This window comes from Kitasatospora sp. NPDC096077, assembly GCF_040303245.1.
In the GTDB taxonomy this organism is placed as follows: Bacteria; Actinomycetota; Actinomycetes; order Streptomycetales; family Streptomycetaceae; genus Kitasatospora.
The window spans coordinates 34,779-51,786 of record NZ_JBEOSV010000016.1; the positions used below are offsets into that span (position 1 = coordinate 34,779).

Genomic DNA, 17,008 nt, shown 5'->3' on the forward strand with positions numbered 1-17,008 from the left:
TCAGTGGTGGAGGATCTTCGAGAGGAAGTCCTTGGCGCGCTCGGAGCGCGGCGCGGTGAAGAAGGCGTCCGGGGTGTTCTGCTCGACGATCTTCCCGTCGGCCATGAACAGCACCCGGTTGGCGGCGGAGCGGGCGAAGCCCATCTCGTGGGTGACCACGACCATCGTCATGCCGTCGGCGGCCAGTTGGCGCATGACCTCCAGCACCTCGTTGACCATCTCCGGGTCGAGTGCCGAGGTCGGCTCGTCGAAGAGCATCACCTTCGGCTTCATCGCCAGCGCGCGGGCGATCGCCACCCGCTGCTGCTGGCCACCGGAGAGCTGGGCCGGGAACTTGTCCGCCTGGGCGCCGACGCCGACCCGGTCCAGCAGTTCACGGGCGGTCTTCTCGGCGTGCGAACGGACCACCTTGCGCACCTTGACCTGGGCCAGGACCACGTTCTCCAGCACGGTCTTGTGCGCGAACAGGTTGAAGCCCTGGAACACCATGCCGACCTCGGCGCGGAGCTTGGCCAGCTCCCGGCCCTCGGCGGGCAGCGGGCGGCCGGACAGGGTGATCGTGCCGGAGTCGATCGTCTCCAGCCGGTTGATGGTGCGGCAGAGCGTGGACTTGCCGGACCCGGACGGGCCGATCAGCACGACCACCTCGCCCTGCTCGATCTCCAGGTCGATGTCCTGGAGCACGTGCAGCGCCCCGAAGTGCTTGTTGACCTTGCTCAGCACGACCAGCGGGGCGGCTGCGGGGGTGTAGTCCTCGACCGGGCTTTCGGTCATCGCGCCTGGCTCCCTCTGTGTCGAACTGTCGAATACCACCCGCCAGCACCGGACCGGAAGGCCCAACTCCCTTGGCGGGCAGTGGTGGTGCGAATCCGGGGGCCGCGACCGGCGGAGCCGCGGCCCCTGGTGGGGTGACCATAGGAGCGCTGACCGGGCCCCGTCAGCCGATCTGAGCGGAACTTGAGCATCACGAAACGGCCACGTGGTGCGTACGCCGTGTTCGCGACGGCGTCGACGGGGCATGTCACAGCGGGAAACCGAGCCGGTGCCGACCGTCCCCCACGGGCCCGGTCCGCGGCCGAACCTGGCGCAGGGCCGCGCACTGGCCCATACTGCGCAGGACCGGGCCCCGAACGAACAGCCCGGTGACCACGTGGGGAGAGGAGGAGAACAGGATGCGACTGCTGCTCGTCGAGGACGACGAACGCGTGGCCGCGGCACTGGTCGCGGTGCTCGGCCGGCACGGCTTCCAGGTGCGGCACGCCCGTAGCGGGCACGAGGCGCTGGACGCCCTGGTGCCGGACGGCAACGAGCCGTACCGGGTCGTGCTGCTCGACCTCGGGCTGCCCGACCGCGACGGCTTCGAGGTGTGCAGCCGGATCAGGGCCGGCAGCGGCGTGCCGGTGATCATGGTGACCGCCCGGGCCGACATCCGCTCCCGGATCCACGGCCTCAACCTGGGCGCCGACGACTACGTCACCAAGCCGTACGACATGGGCGAGCTGCTCGCCCGCATCCACGCGGTGGCCCGCCGCGGCGCCCAGCCGTCCTCGGTGGCGGTGCCCGCGCCCGACGCCGTACCGCAGCAGCGCGGCCCGCTGGAGTCCCGCGGCATCCGGATCGACCGGGAGCGCCGCCGGGTCAGCGTGGACGGCCGTGACGTGCCGCTCACCCGCAAGGAGTTCGACCTGCTGGCGCTGCTCGCCCAGAGCCCCGGCGTGGTCTACCGGCGCGAGCAGATCTTCAGCGAGGTCTGGCGCAGCGGCTGGGAGGGCAACGGCCGCACCCTGGAGGTGCACATCGGCTCGCTGCGCAACAAGCTGGCGCTGCCCGGCCTGGTCGAGGCCGTGCGCGGCGTCGGCTACCGGCTGATCCCCGACTCCCCGACCACCACCGCGGCCGACCGGGCCCCGTCCGCCCCCGCGGAGCACTGACCGCACGTGCGCACCCGCCTGCTCGGCATCCTGATCGCCCTCATGCTGTGCGTCCTGGCCGCCCTGGGGCTGCCGCTCGCGGCGGCGTTCGCGGCGGCCGAGCAGACCCGGGTGGTGGTCGACCGGCTCGACGACGCCGCCCGCTTCGCCCAGGACCTGCCCACCTCCGGGGCGGCCGCCCTGGACTCCGCCCTCAAGGCCGACCCGCAGGACGCCCCCGGCGACGCCGGCCGGCGGCACGCGATCACCACCGAGGTCCAGCGCTACTACGACCTGTACGGCGTGCGGCTGGGCATCTTCCAGCGCGACGGCATGCCGATCGCGGTCGCGCCCCGCGACTGGCGGGTGCCCGCCGTCGGCTGGGGCGCCCAGGCCTTCCAGGAGGCGCTGGACGGGCGGCGCAGCCACAACCCGCCGCAGGTCTGGCCGTGGACCGAGGACCGGACGATCATCGTCGCCGCCCCGGTGGTGCGCGACGGCGACGTGGTCGCGGTGGTGCTGAGCGAGTCCCCGACCGGGGCGGTACGGGCCCGGGTGCTGCACAAGTGGCTGGTGCTGGCCGGCGGCGAGGCGGCCGCGATGGCCGTCGCGGTGCTGCTGGCCGTCCGGCTCACCGAGTGGGTGCTGCGCCCGGTGCGCACCCTCGACCGGGCCACCCACGACATCGCCACCGGGCAGATGGCGGCCCGGGTCGCGCCCGGCGGCGGACCGCCCGAACTCCAGCGGCTGGCACGCTCGTTCAACGAGATGGCGGACCACGTGGTGCACGCCCTGGACCAGCAGAAGGCGTTCGTCGCGGACGCCTCGCACCAGCTGCGCAACCCGCTCTCGGCCCTGCTGCTGCGGGTCGAGGTGCTCGGCCTGGAGCTGCCCGAGGGCCACGAGGAGGAGCTCAGCGGCGTCCGGGAGGAGGGCACCCGGCTGGCCCGGGTGCTGGACGACCTGCTCGGCCTGGCCACCGCCGAGCACGCCCGTCCGGAACCCGAGCAGACCGACCTGGCCCAGCTGACCCTGGCCCGGGTGGACGGCTGGCGGCCGGTCGCCGAGCAGCGCGGGATCGAGCTGCGCTGGGACGGCCCGGCGATGGCGATCGGCATGGCGGACCCGATCGGCTTCGGCTCCGCGCTGGACGCCGTCCTGGACAACGCGCTCAAGTTCGGGCCGACCGGCAGCCAGGTGCGACTGCGGGTCTCGGTGCGCCGGGACGAGGTCGCGGTGACCGTCACCGACGCCGGGCCGGGGCTGACCGAGGACGAGCTGGCCCGGGCCGGGGACCGGTTCTGGCGCAGCGCGCGGCACCAGAACGTGGACGGCTCGGGGCTGGGACTGTCGATCGCCCGCACCCTGCTGGCGGCCGGCGGCGGCTCGCTGGGCTTCGCTCCGGTCAGGCCGACCGGGCTCGCGGTGACCCTGGCGGTGCCGCGGCCGGGGCACTCCTAGAGCTCCAGGGCTGCGGGGCCTCAGGGCGTCAGGGGCGCGGGGCCTCAGGGCATCAGGGCCTCAGGGCTTCACCGAGCGGTAGTAGCGCGCCGCGCCCTCGTGCAGCGGGAGCGGATCGGTGTAGACGGCGGTGCGCAGGTCGACCAGCTGGGCGGCGTGCACCTGGGCGCCGATCTGGTCCCGGCTGTCGATCACCGCCCGGGTCATCCCCTCGACCAGCCCCGGGTCCACGTCGTCCCGGGTGACCAGCAGGTTGGGCACCGCCATGGTGGCGACGGCGTCCTTGGGCTCGGCGTTCGGGTAGGTGCCCTTGGGCATGGTGGCCGCCCGGTAGGCGTCCATCCCGTCGCCCTCCGTCCGGTGCAGCGACCCGGCGAGGTCGGCCAGCGGGACGATCCGGATCCGCATGTGCTCGGAGAGGTCGGTGAGGGCGCTGGTCGGCAGGCCGCCGGACCAGAAGAAGGCGTCGATCTTCCCCGCGCGCAGCTCGTCGGAGCCGTCGCTGACGCCGCCCGGGACCGGGGTGATGTCGTGGTCCGGGTCCAGGCCGGCCGCCGTCAGCAGCCGCCGGGTCACCAGGTTCACCCCGGACTGCGGCAGGCCGATGCCGACCCGCAGCCCCTTGAGGTCGGCGGTGCGGCGCACCCGCGAGTCCTCCGGGACGATCAGCTGCAGGTAGTCGTCGTACAGTCGGGCGATCGCCCGCAGTTTCCCCTTGCCCTCGCCCTGGTAGGCGGCGACCGCGTCGGCGGTGGCGATGGCGAAGGTGTCCTGGCCCTTGACCACCCGGGTGAGGTTGTCCACCGAGCCCTCGGAGCTGTCCAGGGCCAGCCGCACCCCGGGCATGGTCTGCGAGACGTGGGACTGCAGCAGCTGCCCGTACCGGTCGTAGACGCCGCGCGGGACGCCGGTCGCGAAACGGGTCTCCCCGCGCGGGTACCCGGGCGAACGGGCCGCCGACAGCCACCAGCCGCCCAGCCCGGCCACCAGCAGCGCCAGCGCCAGAACCGTCCGCCACAGCGGGCTGCGGGCCGCGCGGCGGACGGCGGCGCCGAGTCGGGACGGATCGGTGGGGGCCATGCAGGGATACTGCCAGGCGCTCCGGCCGAACGGGAGGGGAACGGAGCGTGGAAAGCTCCGCGGCCGCTCGGTGAAGATCCGGAAAAACCCGCTCGCGGCTGCCCGTACCCTGGTCTGGTGAGCGGTGAGAGCGGATTGAAGAGCTACAAGGTCGTCACGCACGGCTGTCAGATGAACGTCCACGACTCCGAGCGGCTGTCCGGCCTGCTGGAGGACGCGGGCTACGTCAAGGCCGGGTCGGAGGGCGACCCGGACCTGGTGGTGTTCAACACCTGCGCGGTGCGCGAGAACGCCGACAACAAGCTGTACGGCAACCTCGGGCAGCTCGCGCCGGTCAAGAGCCGCCACCAGGGCATGCAGATCGCCGTCGGCGGCTGCCTGGCCCAGAAGGACCGCGAGTCCATCGTCAAGCGAGCCCCCTGGGTCGACGTGGTGTTCGGCACCCACAACATCGGGCACCTGCCGGCCCTGCTGGAGCGGGCCGCGGTCGAGCGCAAGGCCCAGGTCGAGATCCTGGAGTCGCTGGAGACCTTCCCCTCCACGCTGCCCACCCGCCGCGAGTCCGCGTACGCCGCCTGGGTCGCCATCTCGGTCGGCTGCAACAACACCTGCACCTTCTGCATCGTCCCGGCGCTGCGCGGCAAGGAGGAGGACCGCCGCCCCGGCGACGTCCTCGCCGAGATCGAGGCGCTGGTGGACGAGGGCGTCATCGAGGTGACCCTGCTCGGCCAGAACGTCAACGCCTACGGCTCCGACCTGGGCGACCGCGAGGCCTTCTCCAAGCTGCTGCGCGCCGCCGGCCAGATCGAGGGCCTGGAGCGGATCCGCTTCACCTCGCCGCACCCGCGCGACTTCACCGACGACGTGATCGCCGCGATGGCCGAGACCCCGAGCGTGATGCACCAGCTGCACATGCCGCTGCAGTCCGGCTCGGACCGCGTCCTCAAGGCGATGCGCCGCTCCTACCGGCAGGACCGCTTCCTGGGGATCATCCGCAAGGTCCGGGAGGCGATGCCCGACGCGGCCATCTCCACCGACATCATCGTGGGCTTCCCCGGCGAGACCGAGGAGGACTTCGAGGAGACGATGCACGTTGTCCGCGAGGCCCGCTTCACCAACGCCTTCACCTTCCAGTACTCCAAGCGCCCCGGCACCCCCGCCGCGGAGATGGCGGACCAGGTGCCGAAGGAGGTCGTCCAGGCCCGCTACGACCGGCTGATCACGCTCCAGGAGGAGATCTCCTGGGACGAGAACAAGAAGCAGGTCGGCCGCACCCTGGAGATCCTGGTCGCCGAGGGCGAGGGCAAGAAGGACGACCGGACCCAGCGGCTCTCCGGTCGTGCCCCGGACAACCGGCTGGTGCACTTCAGCAAGCCGACGGAGCCGGTGCGCCCCGGCGACGTGGTGACCGTCGAGATCACCTACGCCGCCCCGCACCACCTGCTGGCCGAGGGCCCCGCCCTCGGGGTGCGCCGCACCCGGGCCGGCGACGCCTGGGAGAAGCGCCAGGCCAAGCCCGCCGACAAGCCGGTCGGCGTCATGCTCGGCCTGCCGGGCATCGGCGCCCCGGCCCAGCTGCCGCTGGCCGCCCCGGCGGGCGGCGCCTGCTGCGGCGACTGACCCGCGTGCCCTGACGGGCGGCCCGGTGGGAGCTTCCGAGCTCCTGCCGGGCCGTTCCGCTTCCCGGTGGGGGCTTCCACGCCCACGCCGGTCCCGCGGGGCCGTTCCGCTTCCCGGCTAGAGTGATCGACATGCTGGTAGCCGCCGCCGTGTGCCCCTGTCCGCCGCTGCTCGTCCCCGAGGTCGCCGCCGGGGCCGCGCCCGAGCTGGACGGGCTGCGCGCCGCCTGCGACCAGGCGCTGGCGGCGCTGGTCGCGGCCGGGCCCGAGCTGGTCGTGGTGGTCGGCACCGGGCCGGACGCCGAGGTGTGGACCGAGGGCGGGGCCGGCTCCTTCCACCGCTACGGGGTGCCGCTGGTCGCCAAGCTGCCCGGCGGGCGGGTCGAGGGGCCGGAGCTGGCGCCCTCGCTCACCGTCGGCGCCTGGCTGCTGGAGCGCGCCGGGGTGACCCTGCCGACGCACGCCTGCGCGGTGCCCGCGGACGCCCCCGCCGACCGGATGCTCGGGCTCGGCCAGGGCCTGGCCGGTCTCGCCGACCGGGTCGCCCTGCTGGTCCTCGGCGACGGCAGCGCCTGCCGTTCGCTGAAGGCGCCCGGCTACCTGGACGAGCGGGCCGAGGGCTACGACGCGGCCCTGGCGGCCGCCCTGGGCACGGCAGACCTGCCCGCGCTGGCCGCACTGGACCCGGCGCTGGCCGCCGAGCTCAAGGCCGAGGGCCGGGCGCCCTGGCAGGTGCTGGCGGGTGCCGCCGAGGGCGCCGGCCTGACCGCGCGGCTGGGGTACCAGGACGCGCCGTACGGGGTCGGGTACTTCGTGGCGTCCTGGAGCTGAGCCTCAGGACTGCGGGGGCCGCGGGGTCCCGTCCTCCTCGTCCGTCGGCTTCGGCTTGTGGGCGAAGTCGCCCACCGCGTCCTTGGCCTTGCCCGTGCCGTGCTCGATCTTGTCGCTGTACTTGCCCTTGGTCGCCTTGTCGATCGCGCCGCCGGCCTTGTCCACGATCTGGTCGATCTGGTCGTTGTGCTTGCCCGCGAGCTCGCTGGCCTTCTCCTTGAGCTCCTCGGCCTTGCCCTTGAGGTTGTCCATCAGGCCCATGGTGATCTCCTTCGTTCCCTGTCTCCTGCACAACGCACGGGACTGGTAAAGCGTTCGCAAAAACCGGGTCGGGTGCGGAACGGGCCGGAGGCAGTCCGGGAAACAGTCATATCCTCGCGCAGTCCGGGCCGCGGGGCAGCCCGGCCAGGGTGGCCGCCCCGGTCGGGCGACGGCGGTGCCCGCGGCCGCGGCCCCGGCGGCGGCCCCGGCAACGGCGACGGTTTGGGAGACTGGAGCGGTGAGCAGCTCCCGTGTGATCAGCATCGTCGGCGCGACCGCCGCCGGAAAGTCCGACCTGGCCGTCGCCATCGCCCGCAGCCTCGACGGCGAGGTGATCAACACCGACTCGATGCAGCTGTACCGGGGCATGGACATCGGCACCGCGAAGCTGACCACCGCCGAGCGCGGGGGAGTGCCGCACCACCTGCTGGACGTCTGGGACGTCACCGAGGCCGCCAGCGTCGCCGAGTACCAGCGGCTGGCCCGGGCCGAGATCGACCGGCTGCTCGCGGCCGGGCGCAGCGCCGTCCTGGTCGGCGGCTCCGGGCTGTACGTCCGGGCCGCGATCGACGAGATGGAGTTCCCCGGCACCGACCCGGCGGTGCGCGCCCGGCTGGAGGCCGAGCTGGACCAGGCCGGCCCGTACGCGCTGCACCGGCGGCTGGCCGAGCTGGACCCGGCGGCCGCCGAGGCGATCCTGACCTCCAACGGCCGGCGGATCGTCCGCGCCCTGGAGGTCATCGAGATCACCGGTCAGCCGTTCACGGCCAACCTGCCGACCAACACCGCGGTGTACGACGCGGTGCAGATCGGCGTCGCGGTGCCCCGCCCCGAGCTGGACGAGCGGATCACCCTGCGGGTCGACCGGATGTGGCGGGACGGGCTGCTGGACGAGGTGCGGGAGCTGGAGCGGGTCGGTCTGCGGGACGGCCTGACCGCCTCCCGGGCGCTCGGCTACCAGCAGGTGCTCGACCACTTCGCCGGCGGGTGCACCGAGGACGAGGCCCGGGCCGAGACCGTCCGGGCCACCAAGCGCTTCGCCCGCCGCCAGGAGTCCTGGTTCCGCCGGGACGACCGCATCCACTGGCTCTCCCGACCGGCCGGTACCGACCCGGTCGAGCTGCTGGACCGGTCCCTCGAACTGATCGAACGTCAGGGAGTTCCGGCCGCATAGGTCCTGTTCCGGCCAATTCGGCGGTGCACCTGCGCGCGCAGGTGACCGTGCAGGACACACCGGGGGTCACGGCCCGATCACGTGATGGCCACGGATCACCCGAGGACCCCGGTCAGGCCCCGAACGTCCCCTCTGGACATGCCATCATCGATGCCATAAGGGTCGGCCCGCGCGGGTCGACCGTGCCCGGCCGCGAGTCCGCTCGTGTCGAACTGTCAGGGGAGGCCGTGTGTCGACGGGTACCGGCCCCGAACCCGGCCAGAGCGGGAGCGTCACCGCACCGGCCGAGGAGTTCGACGAGTCGACCAGGGGGGACCTTCCCGTGCTGACCGGCCTGGAGGCGCCGACCTCGTACGCGGCCGCGGTGCCCGCGCTGGACACCCGCACCCCGCCGGACGCCGCGGTGCACGAGCGGGAGATCCGGCCGCTGCGCCGGCTCCGCTGGTGGCAGACCCTGCCGATCGCGCTGCTCGGCACCCTCGGCTCGCTGATGTTCGCCTTCCCGCTCGCCTTCGGCTCGGCCGGGGCGCGGGCCACCATGATCGGGATGCTCGGGCTGCTGTTCACCGCGGCCTCGTTCGGCTGGGGCGCGATGGCGGCCCGGCACGCCGGCTACAAGTGGCCGGGGCTGCCGCGCCGGGGCTCCGGGCAGCGGGCCGGCTGGAAGGCCATCGCGGTCTACACCCTGATCGCACTGGCCGCCTGCGCGCTCGCGGTCTGGCGGGTCGCCTACCTCCGCTGACCGCGGTGCCCGGGCCGAACCCCCGGTGACCCGCCCCGAGCCGAAGGGGCGCGCCGGTGCCGAAAGGGAGGAGCGAGGGAGCGCCGACCGTCGGCACCGGACGAGAGCGCCCCGGAGGCGAGCGGGCGAGTATCAGTACCATCGGGGGCGTGAGCGCATCCTCTCCTCAGCGGGCCGGCCTCCCCTTCTTCAAGGGGCACGGCACCCAGAACGACTTCGTGATCGTGCCGGACCCGGACGGCGTGCTGGAGATCGGCCCGGAGGCCGTCGCCGCGCTGTGCGACCGACGGGCCGGCATCGGTGGCGACGGGCTGCTGCGCGTGGTGCGCGCGGCCGCCGACCCGGCCGCCGCGGACCAGGCCGACCGGGCCGAGTGGTTCATGGACTACCGCAACTCCGACGGCAGCATCGCCGAGATGTGCGGCAACGGTCTGCGGGTCTTCGCCCGCTTCCTGGTCGAGGCGGGCCTGGCCAAGGTGGGTGAGCTGGCGATCGCGACCCGCTCCGGGGTGCTCACCGCGAGGGTCGCCGAGGACGCCGCGGACGGCACGCCCGGCGACGTCACCATCGACATGGGCCGGGCGAAGCTGCCCGGACCGGACGGCATCGAGGTCGCGGTCGGCGGGCGGCGCTGGCCGGCCCTGAACGTCAACATGGGCAACCCGCACGCGGTGGCCTTCGTGGAGAGCCTGGACCACGCCGGGGACCTGTACACCGCCCCGCTCACCAGCCCGGCGGGCGCCTACCCGGAGGGCGTCAACGTCGAGTTCGTGGTGGACCGCGGCCCCCGGCACGTCGCGATGCGGGTGCACGAGCGCGGCTCCGGCGAGACCCGCTCCTGCGGCACCGGCGCCTGCGCCGTCGCGGTGGCGGCGATCCGCCGGGACGGCGTGGACCCGGCGGTCACCGGCGCGGCGGTCGCCTACACGGTGGACGTGCTGGGCGGCCGGCTGGTGATCACCGAGCACCCGGACGGCCGGGTGGAGATGACCGGGCCGGCCGTGATCGTGGCCGAGGGCCGGCTGGACGCGCGCTGGTGGGAGTCGCTCGGCCGGTAGCAGTGGGGCGGTGACGGCCCGGTTTGCCCACTTCGTACGGCGACGAATCCCCCCGATCGGGTGATACCGGTCGCGGACGGGAATCACGGCGTCGCGGAACGTGCTCTGCTCGGTAGCATGGACCACCGGGTCGATCACCCCGACGGGGAGGGGGAGCGCCCGGCGACCGTTGCCGGAGGTGCCGATGACCATCTCAGCCGGGCAGCCCATCGCGGGGCAGCCGACGAGCACGCGACAGGCCGGGCCCAGGCGGCCGCTCGGCGAGCTGGGCCGGGCCGCCCTCGGCCGGGCCGGGCGGGCCGCCCTGCTGGCCACCGGCCGCCAACCGGTGCCGGACGCGCTGGAGCCGCTGGTCCAGGTGCACCGGCGGCACCATCCGCAGGCCGACCTCGCGCTGCTGGCCCGGGCCTACCGGCTGGCCGAGGCCAGCCACCGTGGCCAGAAGCGCAAGAGCGGCGAGCCGTACATCACCCACCCGCTGGCCGTCACCATGATCCTGGCCCAACTCGGCGCCGGGACAACCACCTTGGTCGCCTCGCTGCTCCACGACACGGTCGAGGACACCGAGTTGACGCTGGACCAGGTGGGTGCCGGGTTCGGGCCCGAAGTCGCCTACCTGGTCGACGGGGTGACGAAACTGGAGAAGGTCGACTTCGGTGCCGCCGCCGAGGCCGAGACCTTCCGCAAGATGCTGGTCGCCACCGGGGACGACGTCCGGGTGATGGTGATCAAGCTCGCCGACCGGCTGCACAACATGCGCACCATCCGGCACATGAAGCCGGCCAGCCAGGTGCGGATCGCCAAGGTCACCCGGGACGTGCTGATCCCGCTGGCGGAGCGGCTCGGCATCCAGGTGCTGAAGGCGGAGCTGGAGGACATCGTCTTCGCCACCCTGCACCCCGAGGAGCACGCCCGCACCCGCGGTCTGATGGCCGGTCACGAGGCCCTTCCGGACGCCCTGCTGGAGCCCTTCGCCCGGCAGCTGGCCCGCCAGCTGGCCGAGACCGGGGTCGCCGCCGAGGTGACGGTCCGGCCCCGGCACTGCGTCTCGCTGCACCGGGTGCTGCTCAAGCGGGCCGCCGCGCCGGGGCGGGACGGGCGGCCGCAGGAACCCCAGCCGGCCGACTTCGGGCGGCTGCTGGTGGTGGTCGAGGAGAACGCCGACTGCTACGCGGTGCTCGGCGAGCTGCACACCTGCTGGACGCCGCTGCCCGGGGAGTTCAAGGACTTCGTGGCCGCCCCCAAGTTCAACCTCTACCAGTCGCTGCACACCGCGGTGGCGCTGGACGGCGGCGCGGTGGTCGAGGTGCTGGTCCGGACCCGGCGGATGCACGAGGTGGCGGAGACCGGGGTGGTCGCGCTCGGCGACCCGTCCCCGGCCGGCCCGGGCCAGGACGCCGACGAGCTGGACCGCACCGACCCGGCCCGGCCCGGCTGGCTCAGCCGGCTGCTGGAGTGGCAGCAGGAGACCCCCGACCCGGACGCCTTCTGGTCCGCGCTCACCGCCGACCTGGCCGGCGACCGCGAGATCACCGTGGTGACGGAGAGCGGTGAAACGCTTCAGCTGAGGGCCGGGGCCAGCTGCGTGGACGCCGCCTACCTGCTCGGTGAGGAGACCGGCCACCGATGTATCGGCGCCCGGGTCAACGGCCGGCTCACCGCGCTGTCCACCCCGCTCCAGGACGGCGACGTGCTCGCGGTGCTCACCGAGAACCTCCCGGCCGGGGGCGCGGCACAGCCCTCCGGCCCGTCCCCGGAGTGGCTGGCGCACGCCCGCACCCCCGCCGCCCGGCTGGCCATCGAACGCTGGCTGGCCGACCACCCGGCCCGGCTACCGGTGGTACGCACCGGCCCGGCCGCCCACCAGCCCGCCCCGGCCGCGCACCGGGCCGGCGAGCGCCGGGCCGCCCCGGTCGCGGTGGCCGGCCGGCCCGGGGCGCCGGTGCGGCTGGCCCGCTGCTGCACGCCCGTCCCCCCGGACGCGGTGGCCGGCTACCCGATCCGCGGCGGTGCGGTGGCCGTGCACCGCACCGGCTGCCCCGCCGGGCAGCGGCTGCGCGCCGACGGGCGGACCGAGCTGGAGGTCCGCTGGCGGTCGGAGGACGCCCCGGCCGCCGGGCACCGGGTGACCCTGCGGGCCGAGGCGCTGAACCGGCCCCGGCTGCTCGCCGACCTCACGGCGGCGATCTCCGCCGCGGGCGTCGGCATCGTCTCCGCCGAGGTCGAGCCGCCGCAGGAGCTGCGGGTCCGGCACACCTACTCCGTCGAGCTGCCCGAGCCGGGCGCGCTGCCCGCGCTGATGCGGGCGATGCTCCGGGTCTCCGGGGTGTACGACGTGAGCCGCCCGCACGCGCCGGAGGGCGCCCGGACCCGTGAGGGGGGCCGGGCGGGCCGGGACGGGGGCCCGGAGGGCCGGGACGGCGGTCCGGACGGCGGGCAGGGGAGCCCGGAGGGGCGAGAAGGGGGCTCGGAGGCGGCGCTCCGGGGGAAATGGGGATGACCCGCCCGCACCGGGCGTGCGACCATCATGGGGAATTCACGGCCGGTCCACGGCGTTCTCAGGGCTGAGGAGCCCGGGATGGGAAGCAGGGGCCCCGCCGCAGCAGCCCAGCGACCAAAGGACAGAATGACCTCCACGTTCGACACCCGCGACCACGCCGACGCCCCGCGCCGCCTCGACGGTCTGCGGGCGGAAGCCCTCATGGACGAGGACCTCGCGGCCATCGACGAGGACCTCGGCCACAACTACGACGGCGACCAGTACGACCGCAGTGAGCGCGCCGCCCTGCGCCGGGTCGCCGGCCTCTCCACCGAACTCCAGGACGTCACCGAGGTCGAGTACCGCCAGCTCCGCCTGGAGCGCGTGGTGCTCGTCGGCGTCTGGACCGACGGCACCCTGGAGGAGGCGGAGAACTCGATGGCCGAGCTCGCCGCGCTCGCCGAGACGGCCGGCTCCGAGGTGCTGGACGGTGTCATCCAGCGCCGCGACAAGCCCGACGCGGCCACCTACATCGGCTCCGGCAAGGCGAAGGAGCTGCGCGACATCGTCGCCTCCACCGGCGCCGACACCGTGGTCTGCGACGGTGAGCTCACCCCCGGCCAGCTGATCCAGCTGGAGGACGTGGTCAAGGTCAAGGTCGTCGACCGGACGGCCCTGATCCTGGACATCTTCGCCCAGCACGCCAAGTCCCGGGAGGGCAAGGCGCAGGTCTCGCTCGCGCAGATGCAGTACATGCTGCCGCGCCTGCGCGGCTGGGGTCAGTCGCTGTCCCGGCAGATGGGTGGCGGTGGCTCAGGCTCCTCCGGTGGCGGCATGGCCACCCGTGGTCCCGGTGAGACCAAGATCGAGACCGACCGGCGTCGGATCCGCGAGAAGATGGCGAAGCTCCGCAAGGAGATCGCCGACATGAAGAAGGGCCGCGACACCAAGCGCCAGGAGCGCAAGCGCCACCAGGTGCCGTCCGTGGCCATCGCCGGGTACACCAACGCCGGCAAGTCCTCCCTGCTCAACCGGCTCACCGGCGCGGGCGTGCTGGTGGAGAACTCGCTGTTCGCCACCCTGGACCCGACCGTGCGCCGGGCCCAGACCCCGAGCGGGCGGCTCTACACCCTGGCCGACACCGTCGGCTTCGTCCGGCACCTGCCGCACCACCTGGTCGAGGCCTTCCGCTCGACCATGGAGGAGGTCGCCGACGCCGATCTCATCCTGCACGTGGTGGACGGCTCGCACCCCGAGCCGGAGACCCAGCTGGCGGCCGTCCGCGAGGTCGTCGTCTCGGTCGACGCACAGAACGTGCCCGAGATCGTGGTGATCAACAAGGCGGACGCCGCCGACCCGCACGTGCTGCAGCGCCTGCTGCGCCGCGAGCCGCACGCCATCGTGGTGTCGGCCCGCACCGGCGCGGGCATCGAGGAGCTGCTGCAGCTCATCGACGACGAACTGCCGCGTCCGGCCGTCGAGGTGCGGGCCCTGGTGCCCTACACCCAGGGCGCGCTGGTCTCCCGGGTGCACAAGGAGGGCGAGCTGCTCGCCGCCGAGCACACCGCCGAGGGCACGCTGCTGCACGCCAAGGTGCCGGCCGAGCTGGCCGCCGAGCTGGAGTACTTCGCGGTGGCCCTGCGGGGCTGACCGGCTGGAGGAAGCAGCCCCCGGACGTTCGCGTCCGGGGGCTACTTCACGTTCTTGGCGAAGTAGTCGAAGGCCTGCTTCGCCTGGTCCTGGAGGGACGGCCCGGCCAGGTAGCCGACCGGGTTGCGGTTGCCGATCGAGCTGACGCTGACCAGGTTGGGCTTGCCGTCCTTGGTGATGAACCAGCCGCCGCCGCCCGCCCCGCCGGTCATGGTGCAGCCGAGCACGTACATCGGCGGACGGGTCCGGTCGAAGGACAGCCGGCCCGGCGCGACGGGGGAGTCGCAGCGCTGCAGCTCCGTCCCGTCGAAGGGACGCTCGACCGGGTAGCCGAACACGGTGGCCGAGGTGATCTGCTCGGCCGGGGCGTTGAACCAGACCGGGACGGAACCGCCGACCGCCTCCTCCAGGGACGGGCCGGAGCCGGACTCGGGCCGCACCCGGACGATCCCGTAGTCGTACTGGTCGTGGGCGCCGACGCCGCCCTCCTGCAGCCAGGTCGGCGAGACCAGCGCGCGCACCGCCGTCCAGCGGCCGTACGGGGCGGCCTGCTTGTCGTCGTACGGCTTGCCGCGGGCCGCCCCGCCGTCCCGGTTGCCCGCCTGTCCGTCCCGGTTGTAGGCGGGGGCGAAGGTCAGGTTCCGCACCCAGCCGCCGCCCTTGCCGTCGTGCAGGCAGTGCGCGGCGGTGTAGACCAGGTTGCTCCGGCCCGGGGTGAGCGGGTCGGCGACCACCGTGCCGGAGCAGACCGCGTCGCCCTGCGCGGTGGTCATCAGCAGCTTGCCGACCAGGGCGGAGTCCGGGCCGTACGGGTGCGGTTGCGGCCGGGCCTGGACGGCGGCCGGCGGGGCGTCCCGCTGGACGGTGGCCGGGGTGGGCGCGGTCAGCGCGTACTCGGGGGTGGGGCGGGCCTTGGCGGCCTCCGTCCGAGCGGTGGTCCAGTAGCCCGGGGCCGCCGGGGCGGGGGAACCGCTGTCGGTGACGTACCGGGCCCAGTCCTCCAGCTTCCAGCCGCTCAGGTCGCCCAGGCTGGTCGGCGCCGCCTTCGGCAGGGCCGCGGGCGGGGTGGCCGGAGCAGCCGGGCCGTCCGGCCCGCACGCGGCCGCGCTGAGGGTCAGGGCGGCGAGCAGCGCGGCGCCGGCCGTGACGGCCCGCCGGCCCCGGGGGGCGGTGCCGGAGGTGCGGGTGGTGCCGATGGTGCGCAAGCTGAGGAGTCCCTCGTGGTGGTGCCGGTCACTGCTTCCTGGAGATCCAGTCCAGGGCCTGTCGGGCGACCGTCTCCAGGTACGGGCCGCTCAGCGAGGTGTGTCCCTGGGTGCCGATCGACGTGTTGCTGACCAGGGCGGTCTTCCCGTCCGGCATGGTGGCGAACCAGCCGCCGCCGCTGGCGCCCTGGGTCATGTTGCAGCCGATGGTCAGCATGGTCGGGCGCTTGGGGTCGAAGGACAGCCGGGTCGGCTTGCCGCCGTCGCACTTGTACAGCTCCTGGCCGTCGAACGGCTTGACCAGCGGGTAGCCGACGGCCGAGACCTTGAGCTGGTCGCGGGGCGCGTCGAACCACACCGGGACGGCCGAACCCACCGTCTCCTCCAGGGACTTGCCGGCGTCGTTCTGGTTGTGCACCCGCATCACGGCGAAGTCGTACTGATTGGCGGCGTCACCGGTCGGGCCGCCCTCGACCATCCACTGCGGCGAGGTGACCACCTGGTCGGCCCACCAGGTGCCGAGCGGGGCCAGCTCGGACAGCGGGGCCTTCTTGCCGCCGCTGGAGGCACCGGAGTTGTTGTAGGCGGGGACGAAGACCAGGTCCTTGTAGAAGTCGCCGCCCTTGCCCTCGTGCACGCAGTGCGCGGCCGTCCAGACCAGGTTGCTCTTGCCCGGGTGCTGGGGGTCGGCGATCACCGTCGCCGAGCAGTTGCCGCGGCCGCCCTGGGCGGAGAAGAACACCTTCCCGGAGGGCTGCTTGAGGTACGGGCGGGGCACCTGGACGGCCTTGACCACCGGCGGCTCCGGGTCGGTCACGCCGTCGTCGGTGGCGGGCTTCGGGGTGGACGGGGCCGGCTTGGCGGTGGGCGGGGCCGGGTCGGCGGGCTTGGCGTCGCCCATCTTGTCCGGGTCCCAGAAGTCCTTCACCACCGGGTTGTTGAAGACGTGCTTGGACGCCCACTTGTCCCAGTCGTCGTACTTCCACTTCTTCAGGTCGTCCCAGCTCTTCGGCAGGCCCTCCAGCAGGCTGGTCGGGAGGCCGGACGGCAGGGTGATCCCGCCGATCACACCGCCGCCGGGAGTGGTGGAGGCGCTCACGCTCGCCGCGGGCGGCGGGGCCGGGGTGTCGGCGGCGCCCGGCGAGCCGTCCGGCCCGCAGGCGCTGACGGCCAGCAGCGTTCCGGTGGCCAGGGCGGCGGCCAGGACTGACCGGTGGATCGGTGGCATCGGTGCGCTTCCCCCTGTGTTCGGTCGGGCTTCGGTGCGGCGGCTCGCCGCCCTGGAGTCTTCCATCGCCGTACAGGACGGCGGTGGCCGCCCCCCGGGTTCCGGGGTTGACCGGAGGTCACCGATCCGTGATGCGGGACGGATGCGCCGCGGGGGCGGACGCCGGCGGTTCCCCGGCGTCCGCTTCGACGGTTCGTCGACGCCCCTTCGGGGTGCGCCGGTTCCGGTCGGCGTCCGACGCCGCCGCGTTCGCACAGCAGGGCCGCCCCGCCCGCTGGCGCACTATCCCCGATCTTCACCCGGACGAGTG

At 73.9% G+C, this 17,008-nt stretch carries 14 protein-coding genes; 9 read left to right on the forward strand and 5 right to left on the reverse strand.

Features of this window, described 5'->3' with window-relative positions; all coding sequences use genetic code 11:
- A complete protein-coding gene (locus ABTZ03_RS16500) occupies positions 1-774 on the reverse strand; it encodes an amino acid ABC transporter ATP-binding protein (protein WP_350513655.1) in 774 nt (257 codons plus the stop codon).
- A gap of 398 nt (positions 775-1,172) precedes the next feature.
- On the opposite strand from ABTZ03_RS16500, the gene ABTZ03_RS16505 reads away from it, so the two are divergent.
- Complete coding sequence (locus ABTZ03_RS16505; RefSeq protein ID WP_350513656.1) at positions 1,173-1,931, forward strand: response regulator transcription factor; 759 nt, start codon at positions 1,173-1,175, stop codon at positions 1,929-1,931.
- A gap of 6 nt (positions 1,932-1,937) precedes the next feature.
- A complete protein-coding gene (locus ABTZ03_RS16510; RefSeq protein ID WP_350513657.1) occupies positions 1,938-3,371 on the forward strand; it encodes a sensor histidine kinase in 1,434 nt (477 codons plus the stop codon).
- A gap of 60 nt (positions 3,372-3,431) precedes the next feature.
- Here ABTZ03_RS16510 and ABTZ03_RS16515 read toward each other — a convergent pair whose 3' ends face one another.
- Positions 3,432-4,451 carry a TAXI family TRAP transporter solute-binding subunit gene (locus tag ABTZ03_RS16515; RefSeq protein ID WP_350513658.1) on the reverse strand — a complete coding sequence of 340 codons (1,020 nt, stop codon included), beginning with the start codon at positions 4,449-4,451 and terminating at the stop codon, positions 3,432-3,434.
- A 117-nt stretch (positions 4,452-4,568) separates the two neighbouring features.
- Between ABTZ03_RS16515 and miaB the strand changes: the two genes are divergently transcribed.
- Together miaB and ABTZ03_RS16525 are read left to right on the forward strand one after the other, a co-directional pair.
- Positions 4,569-6,071, forward strand: coding sequence for a tRNA (N6-isopentenyl adenosine(37)-C2)-methylthiotransferase MiaB (gene miaB / locus ABTZ03_RS16520; RefSeq protein ID WP_350513659.1), 1,503 nt, complete (start codon positions 4,569-4,571; stop codon positions 6,069-6,071).
- A 131-nt stretch (positions 6,072-6,202) separates the two neighbouring features.
- Positions 6,203-6,901, forward strand: coding sequence for a class III extradiol dioxygenase subunit B-like domain-containing protein (locus ABTZ03_RS16525; RefSeq protein WP_350513660.1), 699 nt, complete (start codon positions 6,203-6,205; stop codon positions 6,899-6,901).
- A gap of 3 nt (positions 6,902-6,904) precedes the next feature.
- Here the strand turns inward: ABTZ03_RS16525 and ABTZ03_RS16530 are convergent, their stop codons facing one another.
- Entirely contained in the window at positions 6,905-7,162 is a 258-nt protein-coding gene (locus ABTZ03_RS16530) for an antitoxin (RefSeq protein WP_350513661.1), read from the reverse strand.
- A gap of 238 nt (positions 7,163-7,400) precedes the next feature.
- On the opposite strand from ABTZ03_RS16530, the gene miaA reads away from it, so the two are divergent.
- From miaA to hflX, 5 genes are all read left to right on the forward strand, one after another.
- Positions 7,401-8,336, forward strand: a complete 936-nt coding sequence (gene miaA, locus ABTZ03_RS16535; RefSeq protein ID WP_350513662.1) for a tRNA (adenosine(37)-N6)-dimethylallyltransferase MiaA — start codon at positions 7,401-7,403, stop codon at positions 8,334-8,336.
- 229 nt (positions 8,337-8,565) lie between these two features.
- Complete coding sequence (locus tag ABTZ03_RS16540) at positions 8,566-9,078, forward strand: hypothetical protein (RefSeq protein WP_350513663.1); 513 nt, start codon at positions 8,566-8,568, stop codon at positions 9,076-9,078.
- Between the two features lie 149 nt (positions 9,079-9,227).
- Positions 9,228-10,136: a diaminopimelate epimerase gene (gene dapF / locus ABTZ03_RS16545; protein WP_350513664.1), complete on the forward strand. Its 909-nt coding sequence runs from the start codon at positions 9,228-9,230 to the stop codon at positions 10,134-10,136.
- Positions 10,137-10,320: 184 nt separating this feature from the next.
- Positions 10,321-12,636: a RelA/SpoT family protein gene (locus ABTZ03_RS16550; protein WP_350513665.1), complete on the forward strand. Its 2,316-nt coding sequence runs from the start codon at positions 10,321-10,323 to the stop codon at positions 12,634-12,636.
- Between the two features lie 126 nt (positions 12,637-12,762).
- Entirely contained in the window at positions 12,763-14,265 is a 1,503-nt protein-coding gene (hflX, locus tag ABTZ03_RS16555; RefSeq protein ID WP_350513666.1) for a GTPase HflX, read from the forward strand.
- A gap of 41 nt (positions 14,266-14,306) precedes the next feature.
- Here hflX and ABTZ03_RS16560 read toward each other — a convergent pair whose 3' ends face one another.
- Together ABTZ03_RS16560 and ABTZ03_RS16565 are read right to left on the reverse strand one after the other, a co-directional pair.
- A complete protein-coding gene (locus tag ABTZ03_RS16560; RefSeq protein ID WP_350513667.1) occupies positions 14,307-15,470 on the reverse strand; it encodes a trypsin-like serine peptidase in 1,164 nt (387 codons plus the stop codon).
- Positions 15,471-15,498: 28 nt separating this feature from the next.
- A complete protein-coding gene (locus ABTZ03_RS16565; RefSeq protein WP_350513668.1) occupies positions 15,499-16,698 on the reverse strand; it encodes a trypsin-like serine peptidase in 1,200 nt (399 codons plus the stop codon).
- Between the last annotated feature and the right edge of the window lie 310 nt (positions 16,699-17,008).

Bases quoted from the DNA above. Each gene is read 5' to 3' on its own strand.
- ABTZ03_RS16515 (WP_350513658.1), bottom strand. From the start codon at position 4,451: ATGGCCCCCACCGATCCGTCCCGACTCGGCGCCGCCGTCCGCCGCGCG.
- ABTZ03_RS16505 (WP_350513656.1), top strand. From the start codon at position 1,173: ATGCGACTGCTGCTCGTCGAGGACGACGAACGCGTGGCCGCGGCACTG.
- ABTZ03_RS16530 (WP_350513661.1), bottom strand. From the start codon at position 7,162: ATGGGCCTGATGGACAACCTCAAGGGCAAGGCCGAGGAGCTCAAGGAG.
- ABTZ03_RS16550 (WP_350513665.1), top strand. From the start codon at position 10,321: ATGACCATCTCAGCCGGGCAGCCCATCGCGGGGCAGCCGACGAGCACG.
- ABTZ03_RS16565 (WP_350513668.1), bottom strand. From the start codon at position 16,698: ATGCCACCGATCCACCGGTCAGTCCTGGCCGCCGCCCTGGCCACCGGA.
- hflX (WP_350513666.1), top strand. From the start codon at position 12,763: ATGACCTCCACGTTCGACACCCGCGACCACGCCGACGCCCCGCGCCGC.
- ABTZ03_RS16500 (WP_350513655.1), bottom strand. From the start codon at position 774: ATGACCGAAAGCCCGGTCGAGGACTACACCCCCGCAGCCGCCCCGCTG.
- ABTZ03_RS16525 (WP_350513660.1), top strand. From the start codon at position 6,203: ATGCTGGTAGCCGCCGCCGTGTGCCCCTGTCCGCCGCTGCTCGTCCCC.